Origin of the sequence: Streptomyces sp. NPDC008163 (assembly GCF_042956885.1) — a bacterium.
In the GTDB taxonomy this organism is placed as follows: domain Bacteria; phylum Actinomycetota; class Actinomycetes; order Streptomycetales; family Streptomycetaceae; genus Streptomyces; species Streptomyces drozdowiczii_A.
The window spans coordinates 89,220-110,968 of record NZ_JBIBHG010000017.1; the positions used below are offsets into that span (position 1 = coordinate 89,220).

The window sequence follows — 21,749 nt, forward strand, 5'->3', positions numbered from 1 at the left end:
GCACCGCGGCACATTATCTACGGCCGGTGCGAGCCGGTCGTCATGACCGGCGCCATCCGGTTCAGGATGCGAGGACCTCGTCGAGGAGAGCCTCGGCCTTGTCCTCGTTGGTGTTCTCCGCGAGGGCGAGCTCGCTCACCAGGATCTGGCGAGCCTTGGCGAGCATGCGCTTCTCACCTGCGGAAAGTCCGCGCTCACGCTCACGACGCCACAGGTCGCGAACGACTTCGGCAACCTTGATGACATCGCCGGACGCGAGCTTCTCGAGGTTTGCCTTGTAGCGCCGGGACCAGTTCGTCGGCTCCTCGGCATACGGTGCGCGCAGCACCTCGAAGACGCGGTCCAGCCCTTCCTGCCCGACTACGTCGCGCACACCCACGAACTCCGCATTGTCCGCCGGCACACGCACCGTCAAGTCGCCCTGAGCGACCTTGAGCACCAAGTAGGTCTTGTCCACGCCTTTGATCTGGCGAGTTTCGATAGCCTCGATCAGCGCGGCCCCGTGATGGGGATAGACCACGGTGTCGCCAACCTTGAACGTCATGTGACAGGTACCCCTTCCGTGGCTATCAAGCGTAACACGAGAATCGCCACTCCTGAATGGCGTTTTCGCAGGTCAGAGCATATCTCGGGGCTTGACAAGAGAGACAGGGACGTGCTGCGAAGGGCCCTCGGGAGGGGGTATTCGCAGGTCGGAGCGGCTGTCCGGCAACGGAGAAACGCGGACGTTACACGCACCCCGGGCCCCTCCGAAGGGGCCGAACGTCCCGTTTTGTCGGGTTCCGCTTGCTGAACTTTCCGTAGTCCGTTCGGTGATGGATCACTCGTTCGGACGTAAGTACCGATGGCCAATGAAATTGATCAACCTACGGCCCCGGCGGGGATTATGCGCAATGAATGCGCCACCGTCCGTGAACAGCCAGGAAGCCCCGGGCGAACCCCTGGCCGGAATTTGATCAAGCGCCTTATGTGAAGAGACAGCGAATGTCCGTACGTGTCCGGGCCCGGCGATCACGGGCGCGTCAGGGGCGGGTCGGGTGCGGGGCGGCGAGAAGGGCTCGGTAACCTGACGGCTGACAGACCCTTAGGGCGGCTTTACCCCAGGCGCCCGACCCGTCCGTACCCGTCCGCTCGTTCAAGGAGTTGCCGCCGCCGTGAGCCGCAGCCTTCGACACGGCGCCCTCGCCGCCACTGCCATCGCGTTCTCGATCACCGCGCTCACCGCATGCGGTGCGGGCAACAACGCGCAGACGCTCGGCGTGCGGCCGGACAACGCCTCCACCCGGTCCGGCGCCATCAAGATCCAGAACGCCAACGTCATCACGCAGCCCGAGCGCGACGCCAAGGGCCCGGCGGTCGTCACCGCCACGCTGTTCAACAACGGCTCCAAGCCGGAGACCCTGGACTCCATCACCCTGAAGGGCGGCAGCGGCACCGTGCAGCTGCACCCCGCCAAGGGCTCGGGTCCGGTCGTCGTCCCGGCCGGCGGCCGGGTGATCCTGGGTGGCCAGGGCAACGCCTCCGCCGTGATCGAGAACGGCGACGAGGCCACGGAGAACGGCAACATGCAGCCGCTGGTCTTCAAGTTCAGCCGCTCCGGCGACATCTCGCTGAGCGCCTCCGTCGTCCCGGCGTCCCACTACTTCAAGGGCTTCGGCCCGAGCGCGCTGCCCAAGCCCTCGGAGACGCCGGACGCCTCGCCGTCCGGTTCCCCCTCGGGCTCCCCGAGCGGCTCCGCGTCGCCGGACGCGTCCGGGAGCCCGTCCGGCGAGGCGTCGGCCTCGTCCTCGGCCTCCGAGTCCGGCCAGCCCGGCTGAGCCGCACCCCGCACCGCACATGGCCGAGGCGCCTTCCCCACCGGGGGGAGGCGCCTCGGCCATGTCATGCGTACGGGCCGGCCTACGGCTCGAACTTGTACCCGAGGCCCCGCACCGTCACCAGGAACCTGGGCGCGCCCGGGTCCGGCTCGATCTTGGCGCGCAGCCGCTTCACGTGGACGTCGAGGGTCTTGGTGTCGCCCACGTAGTCCGCGCCCCAGACCCGGTCGATGAGCTGCATCCGGGTCAGCACCCGGCCCGCGTTGCGCAGCAGCATCTCCAGGAGGTCGAACTCCTTCAGCGGCAGGTCGACCTTGCCGCCGGAGACCGTGACGACGTGCCGGTCGACGTCCATGCGGACCGGTCCGGCCTCCAGGGCGGCGGGGGCGACCTCCTCGGGCTCGCCGCGCCGGCGCAGCACCGCACGGATGCGGGCGACGAGCTCGCGGGAGGAGAAGGGCTTGGTGACGTAGTCGTCGGCCCCTATCTCCAGGCCCACGACCTTGTCGATCTCGCTGTCCTTGGCGGTCACCATGATCACGGGCACGTTGGAGCGGCTGCGCAGCTGGCGGCAGACCTCGGTGCCGGGGAGTCCGGGCAGCATCAGGTCGAGCAGCACGAGGTCGGCGCCGTTGCGCTCGAACTCGTCCAGGCCGTCGGGTCCGGTGGTCGCGATGGCGACCTCGAAGCCTTCCTTGCGGAGCATGTAGGACAGGACGTCGCTGAAGGATTCCTCATCCTCGACGACAAGCACTCGGGTCACGGAAGGGCCTCCGGGGAAGGGAAGGAATCGAAGGAGTCGGGGGCGGCGTCCGGATGGGACGCCGCGTCGCCGTTGACGATGAGCGGGCCGCCGGACGCGCGGTCCCGGCCGCGTGCGGAGCCCGCTTCGGGCAGCCGCAGGGTGAAGGTGGAGCCCTGTCCCTCCGAGCTCCACACGGTGACCTCCCCGCCGTGCGAGGCGGCCACGTGTTTGACGATGGCCAGGCCGAGGCCCGTACCACCGGTGGCGCGTGAGCGGGCCGGGTCGACGCGGTAGAAGCGTTCGAAGACCCGTTCCCGGTCCTTCTCGGAGATGCCGATGCCCTGGTCGGTGACGGCGATCTCGATCTCGTCCCCGCCGGGCACGACCACGCGGCGGGCGGCGATGCCGACGCGGGTGCGGGCGGGGCTGTAGTTGACGGCGTTCTCGACCAGATTGCCGAGAGCGGCGGCGAGCTGGCCCCGGTTCCCCCATATCCGCAGGTCGGCGGTGCCGCCGGCGGCCATGGTGATCTGCTTGGAGCCGGCCTGCTGGCGGCAGCGGTCGATGGCCTCGGCGACCAGCTCGTCCACCCGGACCGGCTCGGCGTCCTCCAGCGGGTCGTCGTTCTGCACCCGGGAGAGGTCGATCAGTTCCTGGACGAGATTGGTGAGCCGGGTCGCCTCGATCTGCATGCGGCGGGCGAAGTGCTCGACGGCCTCCTGGTCGTCGGAGGCGTCGAGGACGGCCTCCGAGAGCAGGGACAGGGCGCCGGTCGGGGTCTTGAGCTCATGGCTGACGTTGGCGACGAAGTCGCGCCGGACCGCCTCGATGCGGCGGGCCTCGGTCAGGTCCTCCACGAGCAGGAGCACGAGGCGGGAGCCCAGCGGGGCGACCCGCGCGGAGACCGCCAGGGCCTCGCCCCGGCCCGTGCCGCGGCGCGGGAGGTCCAGTTCGACCTGGCGTATCTCGCCGTCGCGGCGGGTGTCCCGCGCCATGTTGAGCATCGGCTCGACGGCGAGGCGGCCGCCCCGGACGAGCCCCAGCGCATACGCGGCGGAGCTGGCCTTGACGACGCCGTCGCTCTCGTCCAGCACCACCGCGGAGGAGGAGAGCACCGACAGGACCGTGTCGACGCCCGGAGGAAGCGGGGCGCCGCTCTCGGACCGCAGGGTGGTGCGCGTCGGCTTCTTCTGGTCGCGCTCGCTCCAGCGGAACGCCAGCATGGCGATCACACCGGTACCGACACCGGCGATCGCGGCAGCTGCGGCGACCGCCGCGTTCACGTCCATGTCTCCAGGTTATGCGGCACCTCGGACACTCTCCCAGCCGTCCGGGGGCCTCCTCGGCCACTCGTCGCCCAGAGTTCACCGAGGGGCTAGGGCCGGTTCACTTGGCCGGTCGGAATCCGACGCGTACGCCCGTCACGGTGGTGCCGTGGGGTTCGGAGCCGGTCGTCGGCGGGCCCCGGCCTCGGTCAAGGACTGGAGAGGGACACCCATGCGTGACGCGTACCACGAGGAACTCGACTCGATCGGCGAGGGCCTGGTCGAGATGGCCCGGCTCGTCGGCTCGGCGATAGGCCGGGCGACGACGGCGATGCTCGACGCCGATCTGAAACTGGCGGAGACGGTGATCGCCGCCGACCAGAAGGTGGACGACCTCCAGCACGAGCTGGAGGCACGGGCCATCGCGCTCCTGGCCCGCCAGCAGCCGGTGGCGACCGATCTGCGGATCGTGGTGACGTCGCTGCGGATGAGCGCGGACCTGGAGCGCTCGGGCGACCTCGCCCAGCACGTCGCCAAGCTGGCCCGGCTGCGCTTCCCGCAGTCCGCGGTCCCGCACGACCTGCACGCCACCATCCTGGAGATGGGCCAGCTCGCGCAGCGTCTGATGGCGAAGGCGGCCGAGGTGATCGTCACCAAGGACGTCGACCTCGCGCTCCAGCTGGAGCAGGACGACGACGAGATGGACCTGCTGCACCGCGCGCTGTTCCAGCACCTGATGGACGACCGCTGGAAGCACGGCATCGAGACGGCCGTCGACGTGACGCTGCTCGGCCGCTACTACGAGCGGTTCGCGGACCACGCGGTGTCGGTGGCGAAGCGTGTCGTCTACCTGGTGACGGGTGAGCACGCGGACGAGATCCAGCAGTCCGCTCCGGTCGAAGGGGCTTAGGAGGGCCCCGGCGCGGGAAGGGCGGGGCGCTCGGCGGACGGGCGCACGCCCGCGCGCACGGCTCGCACACGCGTTCCTGCACATGTGCGCCGTTGATGCGCCCGTCCGGGTGGGCATGCAATGGGTCGGGGCGGCACGACGTGTCCGTACGCCCCGGTCGCGGGTCCCTTCGGGGGCGTGCGGCCCTGTCGTATGCCTTGAGGAGGAACCATGGCCGATTCCCCCATGACCGAACCGGAGCGCGATGCCCCCGCCGAGGTGGTGCCGCTGACCGTCCTCGGCGCCTGCGGGTGCGGCTCGGGCTGCGGGTGCGGCTGCCAGTCCGGAGCGCCGTGCCAGTGCGGGGGCTGCTCCGGCTGACCCCGCCGGCCGCTGGTCCGTACGGGTGACGCACGGGTTACGAAGGTGACGCCTCCGCCTTCGTGACCCGTGCCCCGGCCGGCCGCGCCGGTACGGCGGTCTCTGCCACCGCGGTCTCCGCCGTCGGCAGGCCGCGCATGAGCAGCCAGTAGCCGATGGAGGCCACGGTGCCCAGGAGGGCCGTGGTCCCCCACAGCCAGCCGGCGCCGAAGTGGTCGATGACCACACCGGACATCAGCGGGGCGATGAGCGCTGCGGCCGACCAGGACAGGGTGTACATCCCCTGGTAGCGGCCCCTGCCGTGGGCCGGGGACAGCTGGACGACCAGGCCGTTCTGCACGGGCGCGTTGATGATCTCGGCGACCGTCCACACGCCGATGGTCAGCGCGTACACCCCGACGGAACCGGCGAAGGCCGTCAGCCCGAACCCGTACCCCGCGAGCAGCGAGGAGGCGACGAGCAGCCGGCGCGGGGCGCGGCTCTGGATGAACCGGGTGACGGGGATCTGGAGCACGACGATCAGGACACCGTTGACGGCGATCGCCGTACCGAAGTCGGAGCTGCTGAGGCCGTCCCCGCCCATGGCCACCGGCAGACCCACGTAACCCTGCTGGAAGATCAGCGCGATCACGAACGACAGCCCGACGACGCCCATGAACCGTCCGTCGCGCAGCACGGTGGAGAGCCGTACGCCGTCGTCGGCCGGCACACCGCCGGGCACGGCCGGTGCGGAGCGCTCCGGGCGGGACTCCGGCACCTTCAGGAAGACGACGATCGCGCAGACGAGGGTCATCGCGGCCTCGCCGAGGAAGCCCGCGCGGTAGCTGTACTCGGCGACGAACCCGGCGCCTGCGGAGGAGACCGCGAAGCCGAGGTTGATGGCCCAGTAGTTGAGGGAGAAGGCCCGCACCCGGTCCTTCGCGGGGACGATGTCCGCGATCATCGCCTGGACCGCCGGGCGGGAGGCGTTGCTCGCCATACCGACGAGGAAGGCGACCCCGGCGATGGCCGCCGGATGCGTCATGAAGCCGAGCACCGCGACCGCGGCGGCGGTGGAGAGCTGGGCGGCGAGCATGGTGGGCCGTCGCCCGATGCGGTCGGTCAGCACCCCGGCTCCGAGCGAGGAGACGACCCCGCCGAGCCCGTGGAGGGCGGCGACGAGACCCGCGTACGAGGCGGAGTAGCCGCGGTCCAGGGTCAGATACAGGGCCATGAAGGTGGCGACGAACGCGCCCAGGCGGTTGACCAGGGTGCTGGTCCACAGCCACCAGAACTCCCTGGGGAGCCCGGAGACGGTTTCCCGGGTGGCACGGGTGGCCCGTCCGAGACCGGTGGCAGACATACGGGTTCCCCCCAGGGACGTACGACGGATGAGGCCGGGGGAGTAAGTGGTCCACCGACGGTCCGAACATTACGAACCCGCTGGGCGCGGCTGCCACTCAATTGACGCGCACCGTCAAACGACGGCGCTGTCCGCTCTGTGACCGGCCGCGCGCGGCTCGGACGGGTTCGATTACGCTCGGACTCATGGCCGACGCACCGTACAAGCTGATCCTCCTCCGCCACGGCGAGAGCGAGTGGAACGCGAAGAACCTGTTCACCGGATGGGTGGACGTCAACCTCACCGAGAAGGGCGAGAAGGAGGCGGTCCGCGGCGGTGAGCTGCTGAAGGACGCCGGCCTGCTCCCCGACGTACTGCACACCTCCCTCCAGAAGCGCGCCATCCGCACCGCCCAGCTCGCGCTGGAGTCCGCGGACCGCCACTGGATCCCCGTCCACCGCTCCTGGCGCCTGAACGAGCGCCACTACGGCGCGCTCCAGGGCAAGGACAAGGCGCAGACGCTCGCCGAGTTCGGCGAGGAGCAGTTCATGCTCTGGCGCCGCTCGTACGACACCCCGCCGCCCGCGCTCGAGGACGGCACCGAGTTCTCCCAGAGCGGCGACGCGCGCTACGCGACGATCCCGCCGGAGCTGCGCCCGCGCACGGAGTGCCTGAAGGACGTCGTCACGCGCATGCTGCCGTACTGGTACGACGGCATCGTCCCGGACCTCCTGACCGGCCGCACGGTCCTGGTCGCCGCCCACGGCAACAGCCTGCGCGCCCTGGTCAAGCACCTCGACGGCATCTCCGACGCCGACATCGCGGGCCTGAACATCCCCACGGGCATCCCGCTCAGCTACGAACTCGACGCGGACTTCCGCCCCCTGAACCCGGGCGGCACGTACCTCGACCCGGACGCGGCGAAGGCGGCCATCGAGGCCGTGAAGAACCAGGGCAAGAAGTAACGACAGCCCTCACGAAGGCCCCCGCCCTGCTTGGTCAGGCGGGGGCTTCTTCGCGCTCCGGAGCCCCCAGCCGGAAGTGACGCGCGTCACCCCGCCCCGTACGCTGGGCCCATGCGGGGAAGAGCGGGAGGGCGGTTATGGGTGAGCCGTTGAAGACCTTTGTCGGGGGTGCCGAGGTCGAGGTGCCCAACAGCATTCCGGCGATCCGGGACGCGTTGCCGGAGGGGCGGCGGGCGGAGTTCGAACGGGCCATCAACGAGGCCGGGGTGCATGAGATCCAGGCCGTGATGCGGCACTGGATGCTGGAGGCCGTGCCCGATCCGGAGGCCGAGCGGATTCTCGACCGGCTGGCGCGGGACGAGGCCGAGAGGCGGAGCGTCGCTTGAGCTTCCGGATCTCCTACGCGCCGCCCGCCGACGACACCCTTGCCAAGATGACGGACGGTGAAACATTCCGGGACGAGATGGCGGCGACCCTGGGGCGTGAGCCGTACGGTCACGGGTCGACCGCCGTCAAGGGGGAGCACGATCGCCGGGAGGCGACGGTCGCCGGGGCGATCGTGCTCTATTACGTCTCCGGTTCGGTCCTCACCGTGACCGTCGTACGGCTCGTTCCGCTTCCTTGACGGGCGATCAGGCGAGCTTCTTCGCCTGGGCGTCGATCACCGCGGTCGGCAGGTCGAAGTCCTCGCCGGAGCCCGCCGCCGCGAGGTTCATCGAGCTGAGCGTGGCGAGCGTCGCGCCCTGACGCAGCGCGGTGAGCTTCAGGGAGTTCTTCTCGCCGTCCGACTCCACCGTCACCGTCCAGGCCGCCGCCTCCTCGCCGCCCTTGACCTGCTCCTCCGTGATCCTGGCGACCTTCTGCTTGTCCCCGCCGACGGTGAGCGTGAAGCCGCCCGCGCAGTCCGTCGCGGCGGTGCGCAGCGCGGCGAGCGTCTCCTCGGCGCCCTTGCCGTCGTACGACGCGAGCGTCGTCATCGTGGTCGTGATGTCGAAGGCGGCCTTGAACGCCTCCTCCGGGTCGGCGATGTCCTTGTCCGCGCCCTTCTTCGGCACGCTGGCCACCTTGCGCTGCGTGGTGGCGACGGGCGTACCGGCCTTGGCGCCCATCAGCGCGTCACCGAAGACGTCGCAGGACTCCTTGTCCGCCGTCACGTCCTTGGCGTCGATCAGGTCGGCCGGACCGGCCTTGGTGATCTTGTGGTTCTCGACGTCGCCCTGCGCCAGCGAGACCTGCTCCAGTTCGGCGGCGGACAGGGCCTTCGCGGGGGCCTCCGCGCCCTTGTCGGCGCCCTTCCCCGAGGGCTTGGCCGAGGAGCCGGCCGCCTTGTCGGCGCCCTTGTCGTCGCTGTCCGAACCGCAGGCGGCGGTGAACAGCGCCAGGGACATCACGGTGGCGGCAACGGCGGTACGGCGTATGACAGTGGGTCGCATGGCCCGTCCTTCTGCTCAAGGTGTTCGCCCGCACGCGAGCAGCCCCGCCGGGTTCGGCACGGCTGAAATGGGGGTGCGTGGGGGTGAGCCAACTCTATGAGCCCGCTGTGGTTTGGCAATCCTTTACCTTGGGCATCGCACGTGATCGTGACGACGTCGTGATCACTTCGCGCACACCGTTCAGGGGGAGCTCACCGTGCCGATCGATTCCGTTCTCTCCGATGTCCTCGGCGCGCTGGACATACCGCCCGGCCTGGTCGCCTCCCGTGAACCGCTCACCGGGGGCACGTACAACGCCGTGAGCCGCGTCCGGCTGACGGACGGGCGGGACTGGGTGGTGAAGGTGCCGCCGCCGGGCGCCGGGGACCGCCTGTCGTACGAACACGGCCTGCTGGTCAACGAGGTGACGTTCTACCGGGCCGCCGCCGACGAGCCCACCGTGCCCCTCGTCGTACGCGCCGAGCTCGATCCGGCCGCTCCCACCGGCCCGTACGTGGTCATGTCCGCCCGCCCCGGCCGCCCCTGGCACGAGCTCACCGGCGCCATGGCCGACGGCGAGGAGGCGCGGCTGCGCACCGGGCTCGGGCGGATCGTCGGCCGGCTGCACGGTGTGCCCGCACCGGGCGGCTTCGGCTATCCCTCGCAGGCGCTCGGCCCGCTCGCGCCCACCTGGCGGCAGGCGTTCACCACGATGACGGACGCGGTCCTGGCCGACGCGCGGACGTATGCCGCCCGGCTCCCCCGTACGGTCACGGAGATCCGTTCGACGCTCGCCTCGGCCTCATATGTACTGGACGACGTGACGCGGCCCGCCCTGGTCCACTTCGACCTGTGGCAGGGGAACATCCTGGTCACGGGCGAGCCGGGCGCCCGGCGGGTGGGCGGGGTCATCGACGGGGAGCGGATGTTCTGGGGCGACCCGGTCGCCGACTTCGTGTCGCTCGCCCTGCTGGGTGACATCGCGGACGACAAGGATTTCCTCGCCGGTTACGGGGAAGAGGCGCCGGGCGGGCCCGTGGAGTTCGACGGTTCACTGCGGCTGCGGCTCGCGCTGTACCGGGCTTATCTGTACCTGATCATGCTGGTGGAGACCGTGCCGCGCGGCACCTCCGGCGAGCAGCTTGAGTGGACCTGGCGCGAGGTCGCGCCGCGCCTGGAGGACACGCTTGAGGAGATCGAGTCCGCGACGCGCGTACGGGGGTGACGCGAGGTCAGTCCGCGGGGCGCCGGGTGAGGTGCGCGAAGGCGTCGAGATTAAGGGTGGACTCGCCGCGCGAAACCCGCCAGGCGTACTCCTTGCGGATCGCGGTCGCGAAACCGATCTCCAGCAGGGAGTTGAAGGCTCCGTCCGCCGCCTCCAGCACGGAGCCGAGCAGCCGGTCCACCTCCTCGGGCGTCACCACGGACAGCGGCAGCTTGCCGGTGAGGTAGATGTCCCCGAGCTGGTCGATCGCGTAACTCACGGCGAACAGGCGCAGGTTCCGTTCCAGCAGCCAGCGGTGCACCGCCGCGTCGTTCTCGTCGGGGTGCCGGATGACGAAGGCGTTGAGGGAGAGGCTGTGCGCGCCGACGATCAGTGAGCAGGTGGTCGCCAGCTTGCGGGTGCCGGGGAGCTGGACGACGTAGTTGCCCGGTGCGGGGCTCTCCCAGTCGAGCCCGGCGTCGGCGAAGCTCGCTTCGAGGACCTGGGCGGCCCGGGTGGCCTCGTTCTTCGCCGGTACGGGTGCGTCAGCCATGTTTCGAGCGTACGTCAGGCGGCAAAGGCACGCGGTCGGGGGCGTGCGGGGTCACCCGCGGGTGCGCGTCCGCCTGCGGTGTTCCTGAACGGCCGCCGTGTACACCTCCGCCGTGGCGGCCGCCGCCGTGTCCCAGCCGAACCGCTGGGCGTGCTCCGCCGCCGCGTCGCCCATCCGGTCGACCAGCTCCGGCGCCTGCGCGAACCGCTCCAGCGCCCGCGCGTACGCGGCCGGATCGTGCCCCGGTATCAGGAAGCCGCTGACCTCGTCGCGCACGGCCACCGGGAGGCCGCCCACGGCCGCGGCGACGACCGGCGTCCCGGCCGCCTGGGCCTCGACCGCGACGAGCCCGAAGGACTCGCTGTACGAGGGCATGACCAGCACGGACGCGGCCCGGAACCAGTCGGCGAGCTGGTCCTGCCCGACCGGCGGGTGGAACCGTACGACGTCCGCGATGCCCAGCCGGGCCGCGAGCTTCTGCAGCCCCTCCGGCTTCGCGAGCCCGCTGCCGCTGGGGCCGCCGACGACGGGCACCACGATCCGGGACCGCAGCGACGGGTCCCGGTCGAGCAGCACGGCGACCGCGCGCAGCAGCACGTCGGGGGCCTTCAGCGGCTGAATGCGGCCCGCGAAGAGGGGGATCAGGGCGTCCTGCGGAAGGCCGAGGCGGGCGCGGGCGGCGGCCCGGCCGTCAGCGGGACGGAAGCGGTCGAGGTTGACGCCGGGGTGGACGACGGCCACGGCCTGCGGATCGGCGTCGTAGAACCGGACCAGCTCCCCCGCCTCCTCGGCGGTGTTGGCGATCAGCCGGTCGGCGGCGTCCACGATCTGGGTCTCGCCGATGACCCGGGCGGCGGGCTCGGGGGTGTCGCCCTCGGCGAGCGCGGCGTTCTTCACCTTCGCCATGGTGTGCATGGCGTGCACGAGGGGAACACCCCAGCGCTGCGCGGCCAGCCAGCCGACGTGTCCGGAGAGCCAGTAGTGGGAATGGACGAGGTCGTAATAACCGGGGCGCTGACCGGCCCATGCCTGCATCACACCGTGCGTGAAGGCACAGAGCTGCGCGGGCAGCTCCTCCTTGGCCAGACCCTCGTACGGCCCCGCGTCGACGTGCCGGACGAGGACACCGGGCGCCAGGTCCACGGCGGAGGGCAGCCCACCCGTGGTGGAACGGGTGAAGATCTCGACCTCGATGTTGATCGCGGCGAGCCGCTTGGCCAGCTCCACGATGTACACGTTCATGCCACCGGCGTCGCCCGTCCCCGGCTGGTGCAGCGGGGAGGTGTGCACGGAGAGCATGGCGATGCGGCGGGGCCTGCGGTGACCGGCGGTGAAGGAGCCGGTGAGACCTGCGGGGAACCTGCGACGCGGTGCGCCACGGCTGCTGCCGAGCCGAGAGACGTACTGGGTCACGTCGTCCGTCCTCCTCGCTGGGCCCCGGTGCCGACGCGGTTCACGGCATGGCACCGAAGGGGCACACGGTCCCTTCGAAGGTGGGGAACAGCGGAATCCCTCCTTTCATTTCCGCTTTGCCAAATCATTACGGGGGTGACGCGGGGCGCCCCGGTGGTCTCCCGCCCGCCCGGCGTCCGCATCCGCCCGGATCGTTACGCTCTGTGTCATGCGCCCGATCGGCACCGCGACGCGCGGCACCACCAACCCGAACCGGCTGCGCCGCATGGACCGCTGGATCGCCGCCACGCACGGCCCCGCCCTGCGCCGCGCCGGGACCCCTGTCGCCGTCGACCTCGGTTACGGGGCCGCGCCCTGGACCGCCGTCGAGCTGCTGGAGCGCCTGCGCACCGCCGAACCGCGCACGGCGGTGGTCGGCATCGAGATCTCCCCGGAGCGGGTCGCCGCCGCGCAGCCGTACGCGCGCGAGGGCCTCACCTTCCGGCACGGCGGCTTCGAGATCCCGTTGCCGGAGCGGCCCTCCCTGATCCGGGCGGCGAACGTGCTGCGCCAGTACGACGAGGGCGAGGTGGCCGGCGTCTGGCGGCGGCTGTGCGAGCGGCTGGCGCCGGACGGGCTGCTGGTGGAGGGCACCTGCGACGAGATCGGGCGCCGGCACGTGTGGGTGGCGCTGGGGCCGGAGGGGCCGCGCACGGTGACCTTCGCGACCCGGCTGGGCTCGCTGGACCGGCCGTCCGATCTCGCCGAACGGCTGCCGAAGGCACTGATCCACCGCAATGTCCCGGGTGAGCGGGTGCACGCCTTCCTGCGCGACTTCGACCGGGCGTGGGCGGCCGCGGCGCCCTACGCGTCGCTGGGGGCCCGGCAGCGCTGGATCACGGCGGTGCGGGCACTCTCGGGCGACTGGCCGCTGACGGACGGGGTGCGGCGGTGGCGCCAGGGCGAGGTCACGGTGGCGTGGGAGGCGCTGGAGCCCGTGGGGTGGTGAGGGGGCGCACTCGGGATGCGCGAGGGCGCGTCGTCATCGCGTCAGGGATTCACCCCTGCGGCGGGAACGGCCGGCGGTCATCGTTCGTCGGAATGGGTGGGACGTCGGGGGCGTGGGGGTGGGGATGGCGGGGAGTGACGGAATAGCGAAGTGCCGCCCGAGGGCCGGAGTGTGTCTGCCTCTGTTGCTTTTCAGTACGGCATGGCACGATCTGGTCGACACCACATGTTACTGACGGTTGATCAGTTTTTGGACTACTCGGACAGTTGGGAACTGCTCGGAGGGGGAGCTCGTGTACCGACGCCACTGTGCCGCCGCCGCGATGACCCTGGTCTGCGCGCTGGCGGTCCTCGCCTCGCCGGTCCAGGCATTCGCGGCACCGACACCGCCGGGGTCCGCCGACGGCGGCGGGAAGAGCCTGGAACAGGTGCGCGCGGAGATCGATGAGCTGTACCTCGAAGCGGGCGCCGCCACGGACGCGTACAACCTCGCCGAGGAGAAGGCCAAGAAGCAGTCGGGCGAGCTGGTCGAGCTGGCGCAGTCGATAGTCGAGGGCCAGGCGAAGATCACCGCCCTCAAGAACCGGGCCGGCGCCCAGGCCCGCGAGGAGTACCGCAACGCCGGGCTCCCACCGGGCGCGCGCCTCATGCTCAGCGGCGACCCGCAGCTCTTCCTCGACGGCATCAGCCGCACCCACCAGGGCCAGCAGGCCACCAAGGGGCTCCTGGAGGAACTGACCAGGACCCAGCAGGACTTGGAGACCTACACCAAGGACGCCAGCACCAACTGGACCAAGCTGGAAGCCAACCGGGTCAAGCAGGCCAAGGCCAAGAAGAAGATCAACTCGCAGATAGCGGCGGCGAAGAAGCTGGAATCGCGGCTGGAGAAGGAGGAGCGGGCCCGCCTCCTCGAACTGGAGCGGGAAGCTGCGCGGCAGGCGCAGACCGCGTGGCTCGACTCCGGCGCGCTGAAGGAGATCAACCGGGACGCGAGCCCGCTCGGCAAGAAGGCGGTGGCCTTCGCGACCGCGCAGATCGGCAAGCCGTACGTGTGGGGCGCGGAGGGCCCCAAGTCGTACGACTGCTCCGGACTGACGTCCCAGGCGTGGGCGGCGGCGGGCCGCCCGATCCCGCGGACCTCGCAGGAGCAGTGGCGGCTGCTGCCGCACATCGCGATCGAGGACATGCGCCCCGGCGACCTGATCATCTACCACGCCGACGCCACCCACGTCGGCATGTACGTGGGCAACGGCCAGATCATCCACGCCCCCCGCCCCGGCCGCGACGTCACCCTGGCGGGCGCGGGCTCCATGCAGATACTCGGCGTGGTCCGCCCCGACGCGTAGTCCTTGGGCGGACGGCGGGGCCCGGCGACGCGGGACCGCACCGAACGCCGTCGGCCCCGGCGGGGCGGGGTGCGGCTGCGGAGCCCGGCGCGGATACAGCGGTGCGCCGTGGCGCCGGGGCCGTTGGCCCCGGTGGGCCCGTGTGCGGGTGCGGATACAGCGGTGCGCCGTCGCGTCGGACGCCGTCGGCCCGGCAGGGCGGGTGCGGATGCGGTGGGGCGTCGCCGCGCCGGACGCGTTGGCTCCGGTGGCGGCGCGGCGCCGGCGCCGGGAGGCGTCGGCGTGCGCGGCCCGGGACGGCCACCGTGGCGTGACCTTTGTCATGTCGGGATCGGCCGCCAACGCGCGGCCCACCGTGCCTGATCCGTGGTGGGACGCGGCTTATGGCGGTGCATATGCCAGGCGCGGCGGGCGGGTCGGCATTCCGTTCCCCTGGTCCGTACCGCTATGGTCCCCGTCTGGCGGGACGTCGTTCGTCGCTCCGCCGCGCCCTCGGGGGGAGGGAAGGAAACCCGAACCGATGCCCGTACCCGTACCGCAGCCGTGTTCCGCGCCCGCCGCGGAGACCAGCTCCGGCGCCGGCCTCACCCTCCTCGTCATCGAGGACGATCCCGCGGGCACCTTCACCGCCCCGGAGCTCTCCGCCGCGGCCGGTGCCCGGGTCCGTATCCGCTCCGCCCGGAACCTCACCGAGGCCGGCCGGCTCCTCACCGACGACGTGGACTGCATCCTGCTGGACCTGGCCCTGCCGGCCGGCGCCGAGGCGCGGGGCGACGGGGAGGGCGAGGAGGACCGGCTCGCCACCCTCAAGCACGTCCTGCGGATCGCGCCCCGGCACGCCGTGCTCGCCCTCACCGCGGAGGACGACGCCGAGCTGGCCGCCGAGGCGGTCCGGGTCGGCGCGCAGGACTACCTCTTCCGCGGCGAACTGGACAGCAGGCTGCTCAGCCGGGCCGTCCGCTACGCCGTCGAACGCAAACGGGCCGACGTCGCGCAGAACCAGCTCACCGAGTCCCGGCTGCGCGCCCAGGAGAACGCCCGGCTGGAACGCGGACTGCTCCCGACCCCGCTCCTCGACGGCTCCGACCTGCGCTTCGCGGCGCGCTACCGCCCGGGCCGCAGCCGCGCGCTGCTCGGCGGGGACTTCTACGACACGGTCCGCACCCCGGACGGCACGGTGCACGCGATGATCGGCGACGTCTGCGGCCACGGCCCGGACGAGGCGGCGCTCGGCGTGGAACTGCGCATCGCGTGGCGCGCGTTGACGCTGGCGGGGCTGTGCGGCGACGAGCTGCTGTCCACGCTCCAGGAGGTCCTGGAGCACGAGCGGGAGAGCGAGGAGATCTTCGCGACGCTCTGCACGGTGGACATCGCCCCGGACGGCCGCCGCGCCGGCCTCTGCCTGGCCGGGCACCCCGCGCCGCTGATCGCCCGCCACGGACGGGCGGCGCAACTGCTCCCGTACGAGGACGGCGGACCGGCCCTGGGCCTGCTGCCGCGAGCGCGGTGGCCGCGCCGGCAGGTGGAGCTGGGCGGGTCGTGGAGCCTGATGATGTACACGGACGGGCTGATCGAGGGCCGCGTCGGCGACGGTACGCAGCGGCTCGGCCAGGACGGCATGGTGGCGATGGTCAACCGGCAGCTCGCCGAGGGGCTGACCGGCGAGGCGCTGCTGGAGGCGGCGGTCACCCAGGTGCGGGAGCTGAACGGCGGCGAGCTGACGGACGACGTCGCGGTCCTGCTGCTCGACCGCGACCAGGAGATTGCCCGGCACCGGGCGGCCCCGGGCGGCGCGCGGAGCGTGAACATCCCGCGCCCGCGCCCGGCCTCACCGGCGAGGGCTCAGCGCCCGCCGTTGTAGGGGCCGTACGGGCCGTCGCTGCTGGAGCCGCCGCGTCGGCGGCCCCCGCCGCTGACGGCCTTGAGGGCGGGCCGTACGTCCACGAGGAAGACGATCGTGGCGATCAGGCCGGCGATCTGCAGGAAGATGAAGATCGGCCAGAGGTTCACCGCGACCACGAGGCCGAGAATGATCAGCCAGAAGGACTTCTTCTGCTTGTCCGCGGCGCGGTAGGCGTCCTCGCGTGCCATCAGAGCCATGACCAGCGCGACCACCGCGAGGACGAGCATGGCCGCGGAGAGCAGCCCGAGGAACGAGTTGAAGCCGTCGAGCAACATGATGTGCACCGCCTAGTCAGGTGGAAAGCGCCTCGCGGCCAAGGTACCGGGACAACGAACGGGCCACCCGGAATGTGCCCGCCCGCCGCCCCGGCACACCTGCCGGGGACACCGGTGCTACTTGCCGGAGGGCGGGGTGGTCTTCTTCGCGGCGGGCTTCCGGACCGGCGTCTTCCTGGCGGCGGCGGGCTTGGCGGCGGCGGGCTTCGGCTTCGCGGCGGCGGCCGGCTTGGCCGTGGTCGCGGGCTTGGCGGCGGCCGGCTTCGCGGCGGGAGCGGCCTTCGCGGGGGCGGCCGGCTTCGGGGCGGCGGCGGGCTCGGACTCCTTGCGCGGCTCCACGACGACGGCGATCTCCACGATCTCGTCGGCGGTCTCGCCCCGCCACGTCCGCACGGTGCGCTCGCCGCGCTCGGCGACCTTCTCGTACGTCTCCCGGGCCCGTACGGCGTACTCGGCGGCCACGCCCACTCCGCGCAGCGCCAGGTCCTGGGCGTTCTCGCCGAGCTTCTTCAGGTCGGTGTCGAAGGCGCCGATCACCTCGGTGACCTTGGCCTGGAGCGTCGCCTGCGCCTCACGGGCCTGCTCGGCGACCTTCTCCTGCACGGCCTTGGGGTCGGTGTTGCGCACGGCCTCGATGCGGTCGGGCGCCTCGGCCCGCAGCTGTTCGAGCAGCGCCGGGACCTTGCGGGCCTGGCGGACGGCCAGGTCGGCGGTGCCGGCGGCGAAGTAGAGGGGGGTCGGGTCGGTGAGGGTCTTGCGCAGGTCATCGGTGATGGCCATGACTGTGGTCCTCCCGGATCATCAGACTGGGTGTGAGGGTGAGGGAGCTCTCAAGCTGTATCGGCAGCACTGCCGTCGGCATTGAAGGGAGCTCCGGCCTCGGGCTCGTCGTCCAACCCGTTCTCCTTGCGGAAGGACGCGTAGATCTGGAGCAGCACGCTCTTCTGACGCTCGTTGATCGACGGATCGGCGAGGATCACCGCCCGCGTCTCCAGCTCGTCCTGCTGCCGCTCGTCCAGAATCCCGGCCCGTACGTACAGGGTCTCGGCGGAGATGCGCAGCGCCTTGGCGACCTGCTGCAGCACCTCGGCGCTGGGCTTGCGCAGCCCGCGCTCGATCTGGCTCAGGTAGGGGTTGGACACCCCGGCGGCATCGGCGAGCTGCCGCAGGGACAGCTGCGCGCTGCGGCGCTGCTCCCGCAGGTACTCGCCGAGATTGCCGACGTTGAGTGAGGCCATGCCTCGATGCTGCCCCCTCTTGCTAACTTTTGCAAGCAGCCGCTTGCAAAAGTGTTCTGCCTTACGGTGGCCCGGGGTGCCGACCGCCGCATCCGGAACGTGAGCACCCCGACGGCCCGGGCGGCCCTCCCCTCAGCCGCGCCCCCCGAGGAACCCCGCCACCGCCGCCCCGAACGCCTCCGCGTCGTCCGCCCACGGGTAGTGCCCCGCCCCCGGCTGCACGACGAGCGCGGCGTCCCGGAACAGCTCGCCGAAGGCGGTCACCGCGCTCGGCGGGCTGTTCAGGTCGTACGCACCCGCCAGCAGCAGGACGGGCGCCGCGAGGGAGGCGAGGGCCTTGCGGGTGGCCGGTGGGTCGAACGCCCCCTCGGCGCCGAAGAGGGCGACGGACTCCGGATCGCCGGGGCGGCCCAGCTCCCGCAGGAGGCGGGCCGCGTCGTCCCAGCGGCCGTGGAAGAACGGTTCGACGGCCGCCCAGTCGGTGCCGTTCCCGCGTGTGATCGCCTCCAGCGCGGGGAAGGCCGCCGGGAACCACGGCTCACCGCTCCTCAGCCGCGCGAGCGCCCGCCGCTCGTCCCCGGTGATGTCGATGCCGACGGCCCGCGTACTCGGGGTGATCAGGACGAGCCCGCCGATCCGGTCCGGGTGGCGCTCCGCGTACCGCACCGCGATGTTCGCCCCGGCGGAGTGGCCGAGCAGGTCGACCCGGGCGAGCCCGAGGTGGCGGCGCAGCGCCTCCACGTCCTCGGCCAGGCGGTCGCAGCGGTACGTGGAGACGTCCTCCGGGACCGCCGAGGCGCCGTTGCCCCGCAGATCGGGGACGACCAGGCGGCGGTGGGCCGACAGCCCGCCGAGGTCGCCCAGATACCGGGAGTCGGCCGGGCCGCCCGGCACGCAGAGGACCGGGTCGCCGGGACCGTCCCCGTACACGCGGTAGGCGAGCGGGGTGCCGTCGGGCGCGGTGAAGGTGTGGGTGGTCATGAGGGCAGAGTGACAGCTACAACCTGGTTGTACAACCAGGTTGTAGCACTTGGTATATAACTGGGCCGTGGCAGGCGACCAGAGGCAGAGACACGGCAGCGGCACTCCAGCGCTCTCCGAGGCGCAGGCCGCGCGCTTGCTCGCCGGGATGAACGAGGCCATCCGCGCCGGTGAGGAGATGCGGCGGCTGCGCACCGAGATGATCAAGGTGCTCGCGGACCTCGGCTGGACCCAGGAGCGCATCGCCCGCCTCACCGGCATGAGCCAGCCCGCCGTCTCCAAGCAGGTGATCAAGCACCGCGACGCCGGACCGCCCCAGCCGCTCGGCCTGGCACTCGGCCAGGCCGATCCCCCGTGGCTGGAGGGGCGGCTGTGGGGCGTGGCCGAGGACATCGCGGAGACGTACGGCTCCGCCGCGCGCTGCCGCCCCACCGTCGACGCCCTCGCACGCGGCAGGCAGCGCTTCACGCCCGAGAACGTCGACGCGCTGCGCCGGCTCGTCGAGGAGGACCTGCGGCGGTACGGGGGCGAACTGGCCGCGCACCGGGCCGCGTACGACGAGGTCAGCCGCGCGCTCGACGTGCCGTCACGGGGCGGCGGCACGCCCCCCGGCTCCGCGTCCGTACGCCGCACGCTCGCCCACCGCCTGCAACTCGACCGGCTCCGGAACGGCGACGACCTGCCCGCCGTCCCCTAGACGCCCCCTAGGGCCTGGAAGTCCCGCCCGACTCGCCTCAGAACACGTCCGGGCACCACGCCCGCCGCGCCGCCCGGAACACCGGGTCCGCCGTCGCCGCCGCGCCCGGGGCCAGCTCCTCCACCCGGCCCAGCGCCGCCAGCCGCAGGAGCGACTCGTCGCCGAGCCAGAGCGTCCCCAGCTCCCGGACGTCCATCGCCAGGTCCGCCGAGCGCGTCGTCGGCGCGCAGGTGGCGCCGTCCGGCGTGGCGTCCAGGTGGAAGCGGCCGGCCGCGTGACCCGCCGCGTCCCGGACCTCCAGGACCAGCGACCCGGGCACCGCGTACGTACGGGCCTCAAGGGCGCGTACGACGTCCAGGACGCGCACCCACAGGAAGTCCGCCTGCGTCACGACACGCGCCGCGCGCGGGTCCGGCAGCAGCAGCGGGAGCAGGTCGTCGGCCGGGCGGATGCCGGTACGGATGGTGGAGATCCAGTCCACCGAACACAGGAAGTGCCACAGCGCCCGCTCCGCAGCCGGGGTCACCGCGACCATGTCGCGCACCGTCGCCCTGTTCAGCGGCTGCTTCGCGTCGCCCCAGTGGTCGTCGGCGCGGTAGACCAGCATGCCGTCGACCGTGCCGTCCGCGCCCCGGTACACGGCGTAGAAGGGTTCGGTCCAGTGGTCCTGGGCGAAGACCCCCTCCCCCGTGGTCTTCTCCCACCAGCGGGCGTCCCGGCTCACCGCACCGTGCTGCCGGGCCCGCAGCCGGTCGTGCAGCGCGGGGCCCAGCTTCCGGATCTCCGCGCCGTCCACCAGGTCGATCCGGCCGCCGTCACCGTCCGCCGGGACCCGGCGGTGCGGGTCGAGGCCCGTACGGTGGACGTCGACCTCCCACACGGTCGCCTGGGCCGCCGGGCCGAAGCCGTACCGCCCGTAGATCGGGTACTCGGCGGCGATCAGCGTCGCCGCCACGTCCCCGCCCTCTTTCGCCTCCGCCAGGTCGTCGGCCATCAGCCGCGTGAGCAGGCCGCGCCGCCGGTGGGTCGGCGAGACGGTGACGTTGGTGACCGCGTCGGTCGGCACGGTGGCACCGCCGACCACCGTCAGCTCCTGCGCGAAGGAACGGAACGTCGCCACGCACCGCCCCGCGTCGAACGCCCCGCGCGTGCGCGAGAGGTCCATGTACGCCAGGCGCCCCGACACCTCCTCCTCCGGCGGCGTGGGCGGCCGGAGGAAGCCGGTGTTCAGGGCGCGCAGCCAGTCGGGGAACTCGGACGGGGTGACGGGGCGGATATCGAGGGGGTTCATGCGCCCCACGCTAGGCAGCGCGCTACGGGATGTCGCCCGGTTTTGGCGGCCGTGGGCGCGGGAAGGGCCGGGGGCTCAGAACGCCGCCCGGATCTCCCCCACCTCGGCCCCGCCGCCCAGCAGCGGCGCCCGGCCGATCCGCCCGACCACCGGGGCGTCGATCCCCAGCAGCCCCAGCGCGCGGGCCAGGACCGGGCCCAGTGCCCGGGTCGAGCCGTCGTCGATCTTGAAGGCCAGCGCCCGGCCGTCCGCCAGGGCCACCGCCTGCACGGCCTCCGCGCCCATCTTCGACAGCGTGCCGGGCACCTCGCGCATCAGCCAGGTGTCGGGGCGCCGGGTGCCCGCCACGTACTCCGGGTGCGCCCGCATCGCGTCCGCCACCCGGCGCTCCGCCGTACCCGGCTCCGCCAGGACGAAACCGCGGAACGCGCGCGCCAGGCCCACCAGCGAGACCGCCATCAGCGGCGCCCCGCAGCCGTCCGTGCCGACGGCGGCGACCTCCTCACCCGCGGCCTCCTCCACGACCTGGTGCACCAGCTGCTGGAGGGGGTGCGCCGGGTCCAGATAGCCGGTCATGTCCCAGCCGTTCTGCGCGCAGACGGCGAGCATCGCCGCGTGCTTGCCGGAGCAGTTCATCGTGAGGCGCTCGCGGACCTGGCCGGCGGCCAGATACGCCTCGGCCTCCACCGCGTCCAGCGGCAGGTCCGGCGGGGTCTGGAGGTCCTCGGGCGTCAGTCCGTGCTCGGCGAGCATCTTGCGTACGAGATCGAGGTGGAAGCCCTCGCCGGAATGGCTCGCGGCGGCCAGCGCCAGCCGCTCCCCCGACAGGTCGAGCCCGGCCCGCAGCACCGCCGCCGCCTGCATCGGCTTGTTCGAGGAGCGCGGGAAGACCGGCGCCGCCGGATCGCCCAGGGACAGCTCCACGCCGCCGTCGGCCGCCAGCACGACCAGCGAGCCCCGGTGGTGGCCCTCGGTGAAGCCGGACCGCACGACCTCGGCCAGCACGGGCAGGCCGGGGGCCGGGTCGGATATGGCGGGGTGACGGGCTGCGCTGGAGGTCATGGTG

General features: G+C 72.2%; 24 protein-coding genes. 11 read left to right on the top strand and 13 right to left on the bottom strand.

The window, feature by feature from the left end; translation table 11 throughout:
- Positions 1–61: 61 nt before the first annotated feature.
- The gene (locus ACFZAT_RS30595; protein ID WP_006380568.1) at positions 62–544 is read right to left on the bottom strand and encodes a CarD family transcriptional regulator; all 483 of its coding nucleotides are present in this window, start codon (positions 542–544) and stop codon (positions 62–64) included.
- A gap of 610 nt (positions 545–1,154) precedes the next feature.
- Between ACFZAT_RS30595 and ACFZAT_RS30600 the strand changes: the two genes are divergently transcribed.
- Entirely contained in the window at positions 1,155–1,817 is a 663-nt protein-coding gene (locus tag ACFZAT_RS30600) for a DUF461 domain-containing protein (protein WP_391268746.1), read from the top strand.
- 82 nt (positions 1,818–1,899) lie between these two features.
- Here the strand turns inward: ACFZAT_RS30600 and ACFZAT_RS30605 are convergent, their stop codons facing one another.
- Both ACFZAT_RS30605 and ACFZAT_RS30610 read right to left on the bottom strand, forming a co-directional pair.
- Positions 1,900–2,580, bottom strand: coding sequence for a response regulator transcription factor (locus ACFZAT_RS30605; protein ID WP_239221456.1), 681 nt, complete (start codon positions 2,578–2,580; stop codon positions 1,900–1,902).
- Positions 2,577–3,851: an ATP-binding protein gene (locus ACFZAT_RS30610; RefSeq protein WP_391268747.1), complete on the bottom strand. Its 1,275-nt coding sequence runs from the start codon at positions 3,849–3,851 to the stop codon at positions 2,577–2,579. The genes ACFZAT_RS30605 and ACFZAT_RS30610 overlap by 4 nt, the downstream gene beginning before the upstream one ends.
- Positions 3,852–4,059: 208 nt before the next feature.
- Between ACFZAT_RS30610 and phoU the strand changes: the two genes are divergently transcribed.
- Together phoU and ACFZAT_RS30620 are read left to right on the top strand one after the other, a co-directional pair.
- A complete protein-coding gene (phoU, locus tag ACFZAT_RS30615; RefSeq protein WP_391268748.1) occupies positions 4,060–4,737 on the top strand; it encodes a phosphate signaling complex protein PhoU in 678 nt (225 codons plus the stop codon).
- A 210-nt stretch (positions 4,738–4,947) separates the two neighbouring features.
- Positions 4,948–5,097, top strand: a complete 150-nt coding sequence (locus tag ACFZAT_RS30620; RefSeq protein ID WP_391268749.1) for a hypothetical protein — start codon at positions 4,948–4,950, stop codon at positions 5,095–5,097.
- Between the two features lie 37 nt (positions 5,098–5,134).
- Here the strand turns inward: ACFZAT_RS30620 and ACFZAT_RS30625 are convergent, their stop codons facing one another.
- Positions 5,135–6,439, bottom strand: coding sequence for an MFS transporter (locus ACFZAT_RS30625; RefSeq protein WP_391268750.1), 1,305 nt, complete (start codon positions 6,437–6,439; stop codon positions 5,135–5,137).
- A 185-nt stretch (positions 6,440–6,624) separates the two neighbouring features.
- Here ACFZAT_RS30625 and ACFZAT_RS30630 point away from each other — a divergent pair, with 185 nt between their 5' ends.
- From ACFZAT_RS30630 to ACFZAT_RS30640, 3 genes are all read left to right on the top strand, one after another.
- Positions 6,625–7,383, top strand: a complete 759-nt coding sequence (locus tag ACFZAT_RS30630; RefSeq protein WP_391268751.1) for a phosphoglyceromutase — start codon at positions 6,625–6,627, stop codon at positions 7,381–7,383.
- 137 nt (positions 7,384–7,520) lie between these two features.
- Positions 7,521–7,769, top strand: coding sequence for a hypothetical protein (locus ACFZAT_RS30635; RefSeq protein WP_073964763.1), 249 nt, complete (start codon positions 7,521–7,523; stop codon positions 7,767–7,769).
- On the top strand, positions 7,766–8,008 hold the full coding sequence (locus ACFZAT_RS30640) for a hypothetical protein (protein WP_073964764.1): 243 nt from the start codon (positions 7,766–7,768) through the stop codon (positions 8,006–8,008). The genes ACFZAT_RS30635 and ACFZAT_RS30640 overlap by 4 nt, the downstream gene beginning before the upstream one ends.
- Before the next feature lie 7 nt (positions 8,009–8,015).
- Here the strand turns inward: ACFZAT_RS30640 and ACFZAT_RS30645 are convergent, their stop codons facing one another.
- A complete protein-coding gene (locus ACFZAT_RS30645; RefSeq protein WP_391268752.1) occupies positions 8,016–8,816 on the bottom strand; it encodes a hypothetical protein in 801 nt (266 codons plus the stop codon).
- A gap of 196 nt (positions 8,817–9,012) precedes the next feature.
- Here ACFZAT_RS30645 and ACFZAT_RS30650 point away from each other — a divergent pair, with 196 nt between their 5' ends.
- A complete protein-coding gene (locus tag ACFZAT_RS30650; RefSeq protein WP_391268753.1) occupies positions 9,013–10,020 on the top strand; it encodes a phosphotransferase in 1,008 nt (335 codons plus the stop codon).
- A gap of 7 nt (positions 10,021–10,027) precedes the next feature.
- On the opposite strand, the gene ACFZAT_RS30655 is transcribed toward ACFZAT_RS30650, so the two are convergent.
- Positions 10,028–10,552, bottom strand: a complete 525-nt coding sequence (locus ACFZAT_RS30655; RefSeq protein WP_391268754.1) for a YbjN domain-containing protein — start codon at positions 10,550–10,552, stop codon at positions 10,028–10,030.
- A gap of 51 nt (positions 10,553–10,603) precedes the next feature.
- Positions 10,604–11,965, bottom strand: a complete 1,362-nt coding sequence (gene mshA / locus ACFZAT_RS30660; protein ID WP_391268755.1) for a D-inositol-3-phosphate glycosyltransferase — start codon at positions 11,963–11,965, stop codon at positions 10,604–10,606.
- A 208-nt stretch (positions 11,966–12,173) separates the two neighbouring features.
- On the opposite strand from mshA, the gene ACFZAT_RS30665 reads away from it, so the two are divergent.
- The 3 genes from ACFZAT_RS30665 to ACFZAT_RS30675 all read left to right on the top strand — a co-directional run bounded on the left by ACFZAT_RS30665 (position 12,174) and on the right by ACFZAT_RS30675 (position 16,159).
- Positions 12,174–12,953: a class I SAM-dependent methyltransferase gene (locus ACFZAT_RS30665; RefSeq protein ID WP_391268756.1), complete on the top strand. Its 780-nt coding sequence runs from the start codon at positions 12,174–12,176 to the stop codon at positions 12,951–12,953.
- Positions 12,954–13,245: 292 nt separating this feature from the next.
- Complete coding sequence (locus ACFZAT_RS30670; RefSeq protein WP_391268757.1) at positions 13,246–14,298, top strand: NlpC/P60 family protein; 1,053 nt, start codon at positions 13,246–13,248, stop codon at positions 14,296–14,298.
- A gap of 520 nt (positions 14,299–14,818) precedes the next feature.
- Complete coding sequence (locus tag ACFZAT_RS30675) at positions 14,819–16,159, top strand: SpoIIE family protein phosphatase (protein ID WP_391268758.1); 1,341 nt, start codon at positions 14,819–14,821, stop codon at positions 16,157–16,159.
- Here the strand turns inward: ACFZAT_RS30675 and ACFZAT_RS30680 are convergent.
- The 4 genes from ACFZAT_RS30680 to ACFZAT_RS30695 all read right to left on the bottom strand — a co-directional run bounded on the left by ACFZAT_RS30680 (position 16,141) and on the right by ACFZAT_RS30695 (position 18,695).
- Complete coding sequence (locus tag ACFZAT_RS30680; RefSeq protein WP_391268759.1) at positions 16,141–16,476, bottom strand: DUF2516 family protein; 336 nt, start codon at positions 16,474–16,476, stop codon at positions 16,141–16,143. The two genes, ACFZAT_RS30675 and ACFZAT_RS30680, sit on opposite strands and share 19 nt — an antisense overlap.
- A gap of 117 nt (positions 16,477–16,593) precedes the next feature.
- Complete coding sequence (locus ACFZAT_RS30685; RefSeq protein WP_391268760.1) at positions 16,594–17,256, bottom strand: hypothetical protein; 663 nt, start codon at positions 17,254–17,256, stop codon at positions 16,594–16,596.
- A 50-nt stretch (positions 17,257–17,306) separates the two neighbouring features.
- A complete protein-coding gene (locus ACFZAT_RS30690; protein ID WP_391268761.1) occupies positions 17,307–17,714 on the bottom strand; it encodes a helix-turn-helix domain-containing protein in 408 nt (135 codons plus the stop codon).
- A gap of 132 nt (positions 17,715–17,846) precedes the next feature.
- On the bottom strand, positions 17,847–18,695 hold the full coding sequence (locus ACFZAT_RS30695) for an alpha/beta fold hydrolase (protein WP_391268762.1): 849 nt from the start codon (positions 18,693–18,695) through the stop codon (positions 17,847–17,849).
- A 67-nt stretch (positions 18,696–18,762) separates the two neighbouring features.
- Between ACFZAT_RS30695 and ACFZAT_RS30700 the strand changes: the two genes are divergently transcribed.
- Positions 18,763–19,392, top strand: coding sequence for a sigma-70 family RNA polymerase sigma factor (locus ACFZAT_RS30700; RefSeq protein ID WP_391268763.1), 630 nt, complete (start codon positions 18,763–18,765; stop codon positions 19,390–19,392).
- Between the two features lie 37 nt (positions 19,393–19,429).
- On the opposite strand, the gene ACFZAT_RS30705 is transcribed toward ACFZAT_RS30700, so the two are convergent.
- Together ACFZAT_RS30705 and ACFZAT_RS30710 are read right to left on the bottom strand one after the other, a co-directional pair.
- Positions 19,430–20,683: a GNAT family N-acetyltransferase gene (locus tag ACFZAT_RS30705; RefSeq protein ID WP_391268764.1), complete on the bottom strand. Its 1,254-nt coding sequence runs from the start codon at positions 20,681–20,683 to the stop codon at positions 19,430–19,432.
- 75 nt (positions 20,684–20,758) lie between these two features.
- On the bottom strand, positions 20,759–21,745 hold the full coding sequence (locus tag ACFZAT_RS30710) for an asparaginase (protein WP_391268765.1): 987 nt from the start codon (positions 21,743–21,745) through the stop codon (positions 20,759–20,761).
- Positions 21,746–21,749 lie beyond the last annotated feature (4 nt).

Bases quoted from the DNA above. Each gene is read 5' to 3' on its own strand.
- ACFZAT_RS30665 (WP_391268756.1), top strand. From the start codon at position 12,174: ATGCGCCCGATCGGCACCGCGACGCGCGGCACCACCAACCCGAACCGG.
- ACFZAT_RS30710 (WP_391268765.1), bottom strand. From the start codon at position 21,745: ATGACCTCCAGCGCAGCCCGTCACCCCGCCATATCCGACCCGGCCCCC.
- ACFZAT_RS30705 (WP_391268764.1), bottom strand. From the start codon at position 20,683: ATGAACCCCCTCGATATCCGCCCCGTCACCCCGTCCGAGTTCCCCGAC.
- ACFZAT_RS30595 (WP_006380568.1), bottom strand. From the start codon at position 544: ATGACGTTCAAGGTTGGCGACACCGTGGTCTATCCCCATCACGGGGCC.
- ACFZAT_RS30655 (WP_391268754.1), bottom strand. From the start codon at position 10,552: ATGGCTGACGCACCCGTACCGGCGAAGAACGAGGCCACCCGGGCCGCC.
- ACFZAT_RS30680 (WP_391268759.1), bottom strand. From the start codon at position 16,476: ATGTTGCTCGACGGCTTCAACTCGTTCCTCGGGCTGCTCTCCGCGGCC.
- ACFZAT_RS30625 (WP_391268750.1), bottom strand. From the start codon at position 6,439: ATGTCTGCCACCGGTCTCGGACGGGCCACCCGTGCCACCCGGGAAACC.
- ACFZAT_RS30620 (WP_391268749.1), top strand. From the start codon at position 4,948: ATGGCCGATTCCCCCATGACCGAACCGGAGCGCGATGCCCCCGCCGAG.
- ACFZAT_RS30635 (WP_073964763.1), top strand. From the start codon at position 7,521: ATGGGTGAGCCGTTGAAGACCTTTGTCGGGGGTGCCGAGGTCGAGGTG.
- ACFZAT_RS30675 (WP_391268758.1), top strand. From the start codon at position 14,819: ATGCCCGTACCCGTACCGCAGCCGTGTTCCGCGCCCGCCGCGGAGACC.
- ACFZAT_RS30685 (WP_391268760.1), bottom strand. From the start codon at position 17,256: ATGGCCATCACCGATGACCTGCGCAAGACCCTCACCGACCCGACCCCC.
- ACFZAT_RS30630 (WP_391268751.1), top strand. From the start codon at position 6,625: ATGGCCGACGCACCGTACAAGCTGATCCTCCTCCGCCACGGCGAGAGC.
- ACFZAT_RS30695 (WP_391268762.1), bottom strand. From the start codon at position 18,695: ATGACCACCCACACCTTCACCGCGCCCGACGGCACCCCGCTCGCCTAC.
- ACFZAT_RS30690 (WP_391268761.1), bottom strand. From the start codon at position 17,714: ATGGCCTCACTCAACGTCGGCAATCTCGGCGAGTACCTGCGGGAGCAG.
- phoU (WP_391268748.1), top strand. From the start codon at position 4,060: ATGCGTGACGCGTACCACGAGGAACTCGACTCGATCGGCGAGGGCCTG.
- ACFZAT_RS30645 (WP_391268752.1), bottom strand. From the start codon at position 8,816: ATGCGACCCACTGTCATACGCCGTACCGCCGTTGCCGCCACCGTGATG.
- ACFZAT_RS30610 (WP_391268747.1), bottom strand. From the start codon at position 3,851: ATGGACGTGAACGCGGCGGTCGCCGCAGCTGCCGCGATCGCCGGTGTC.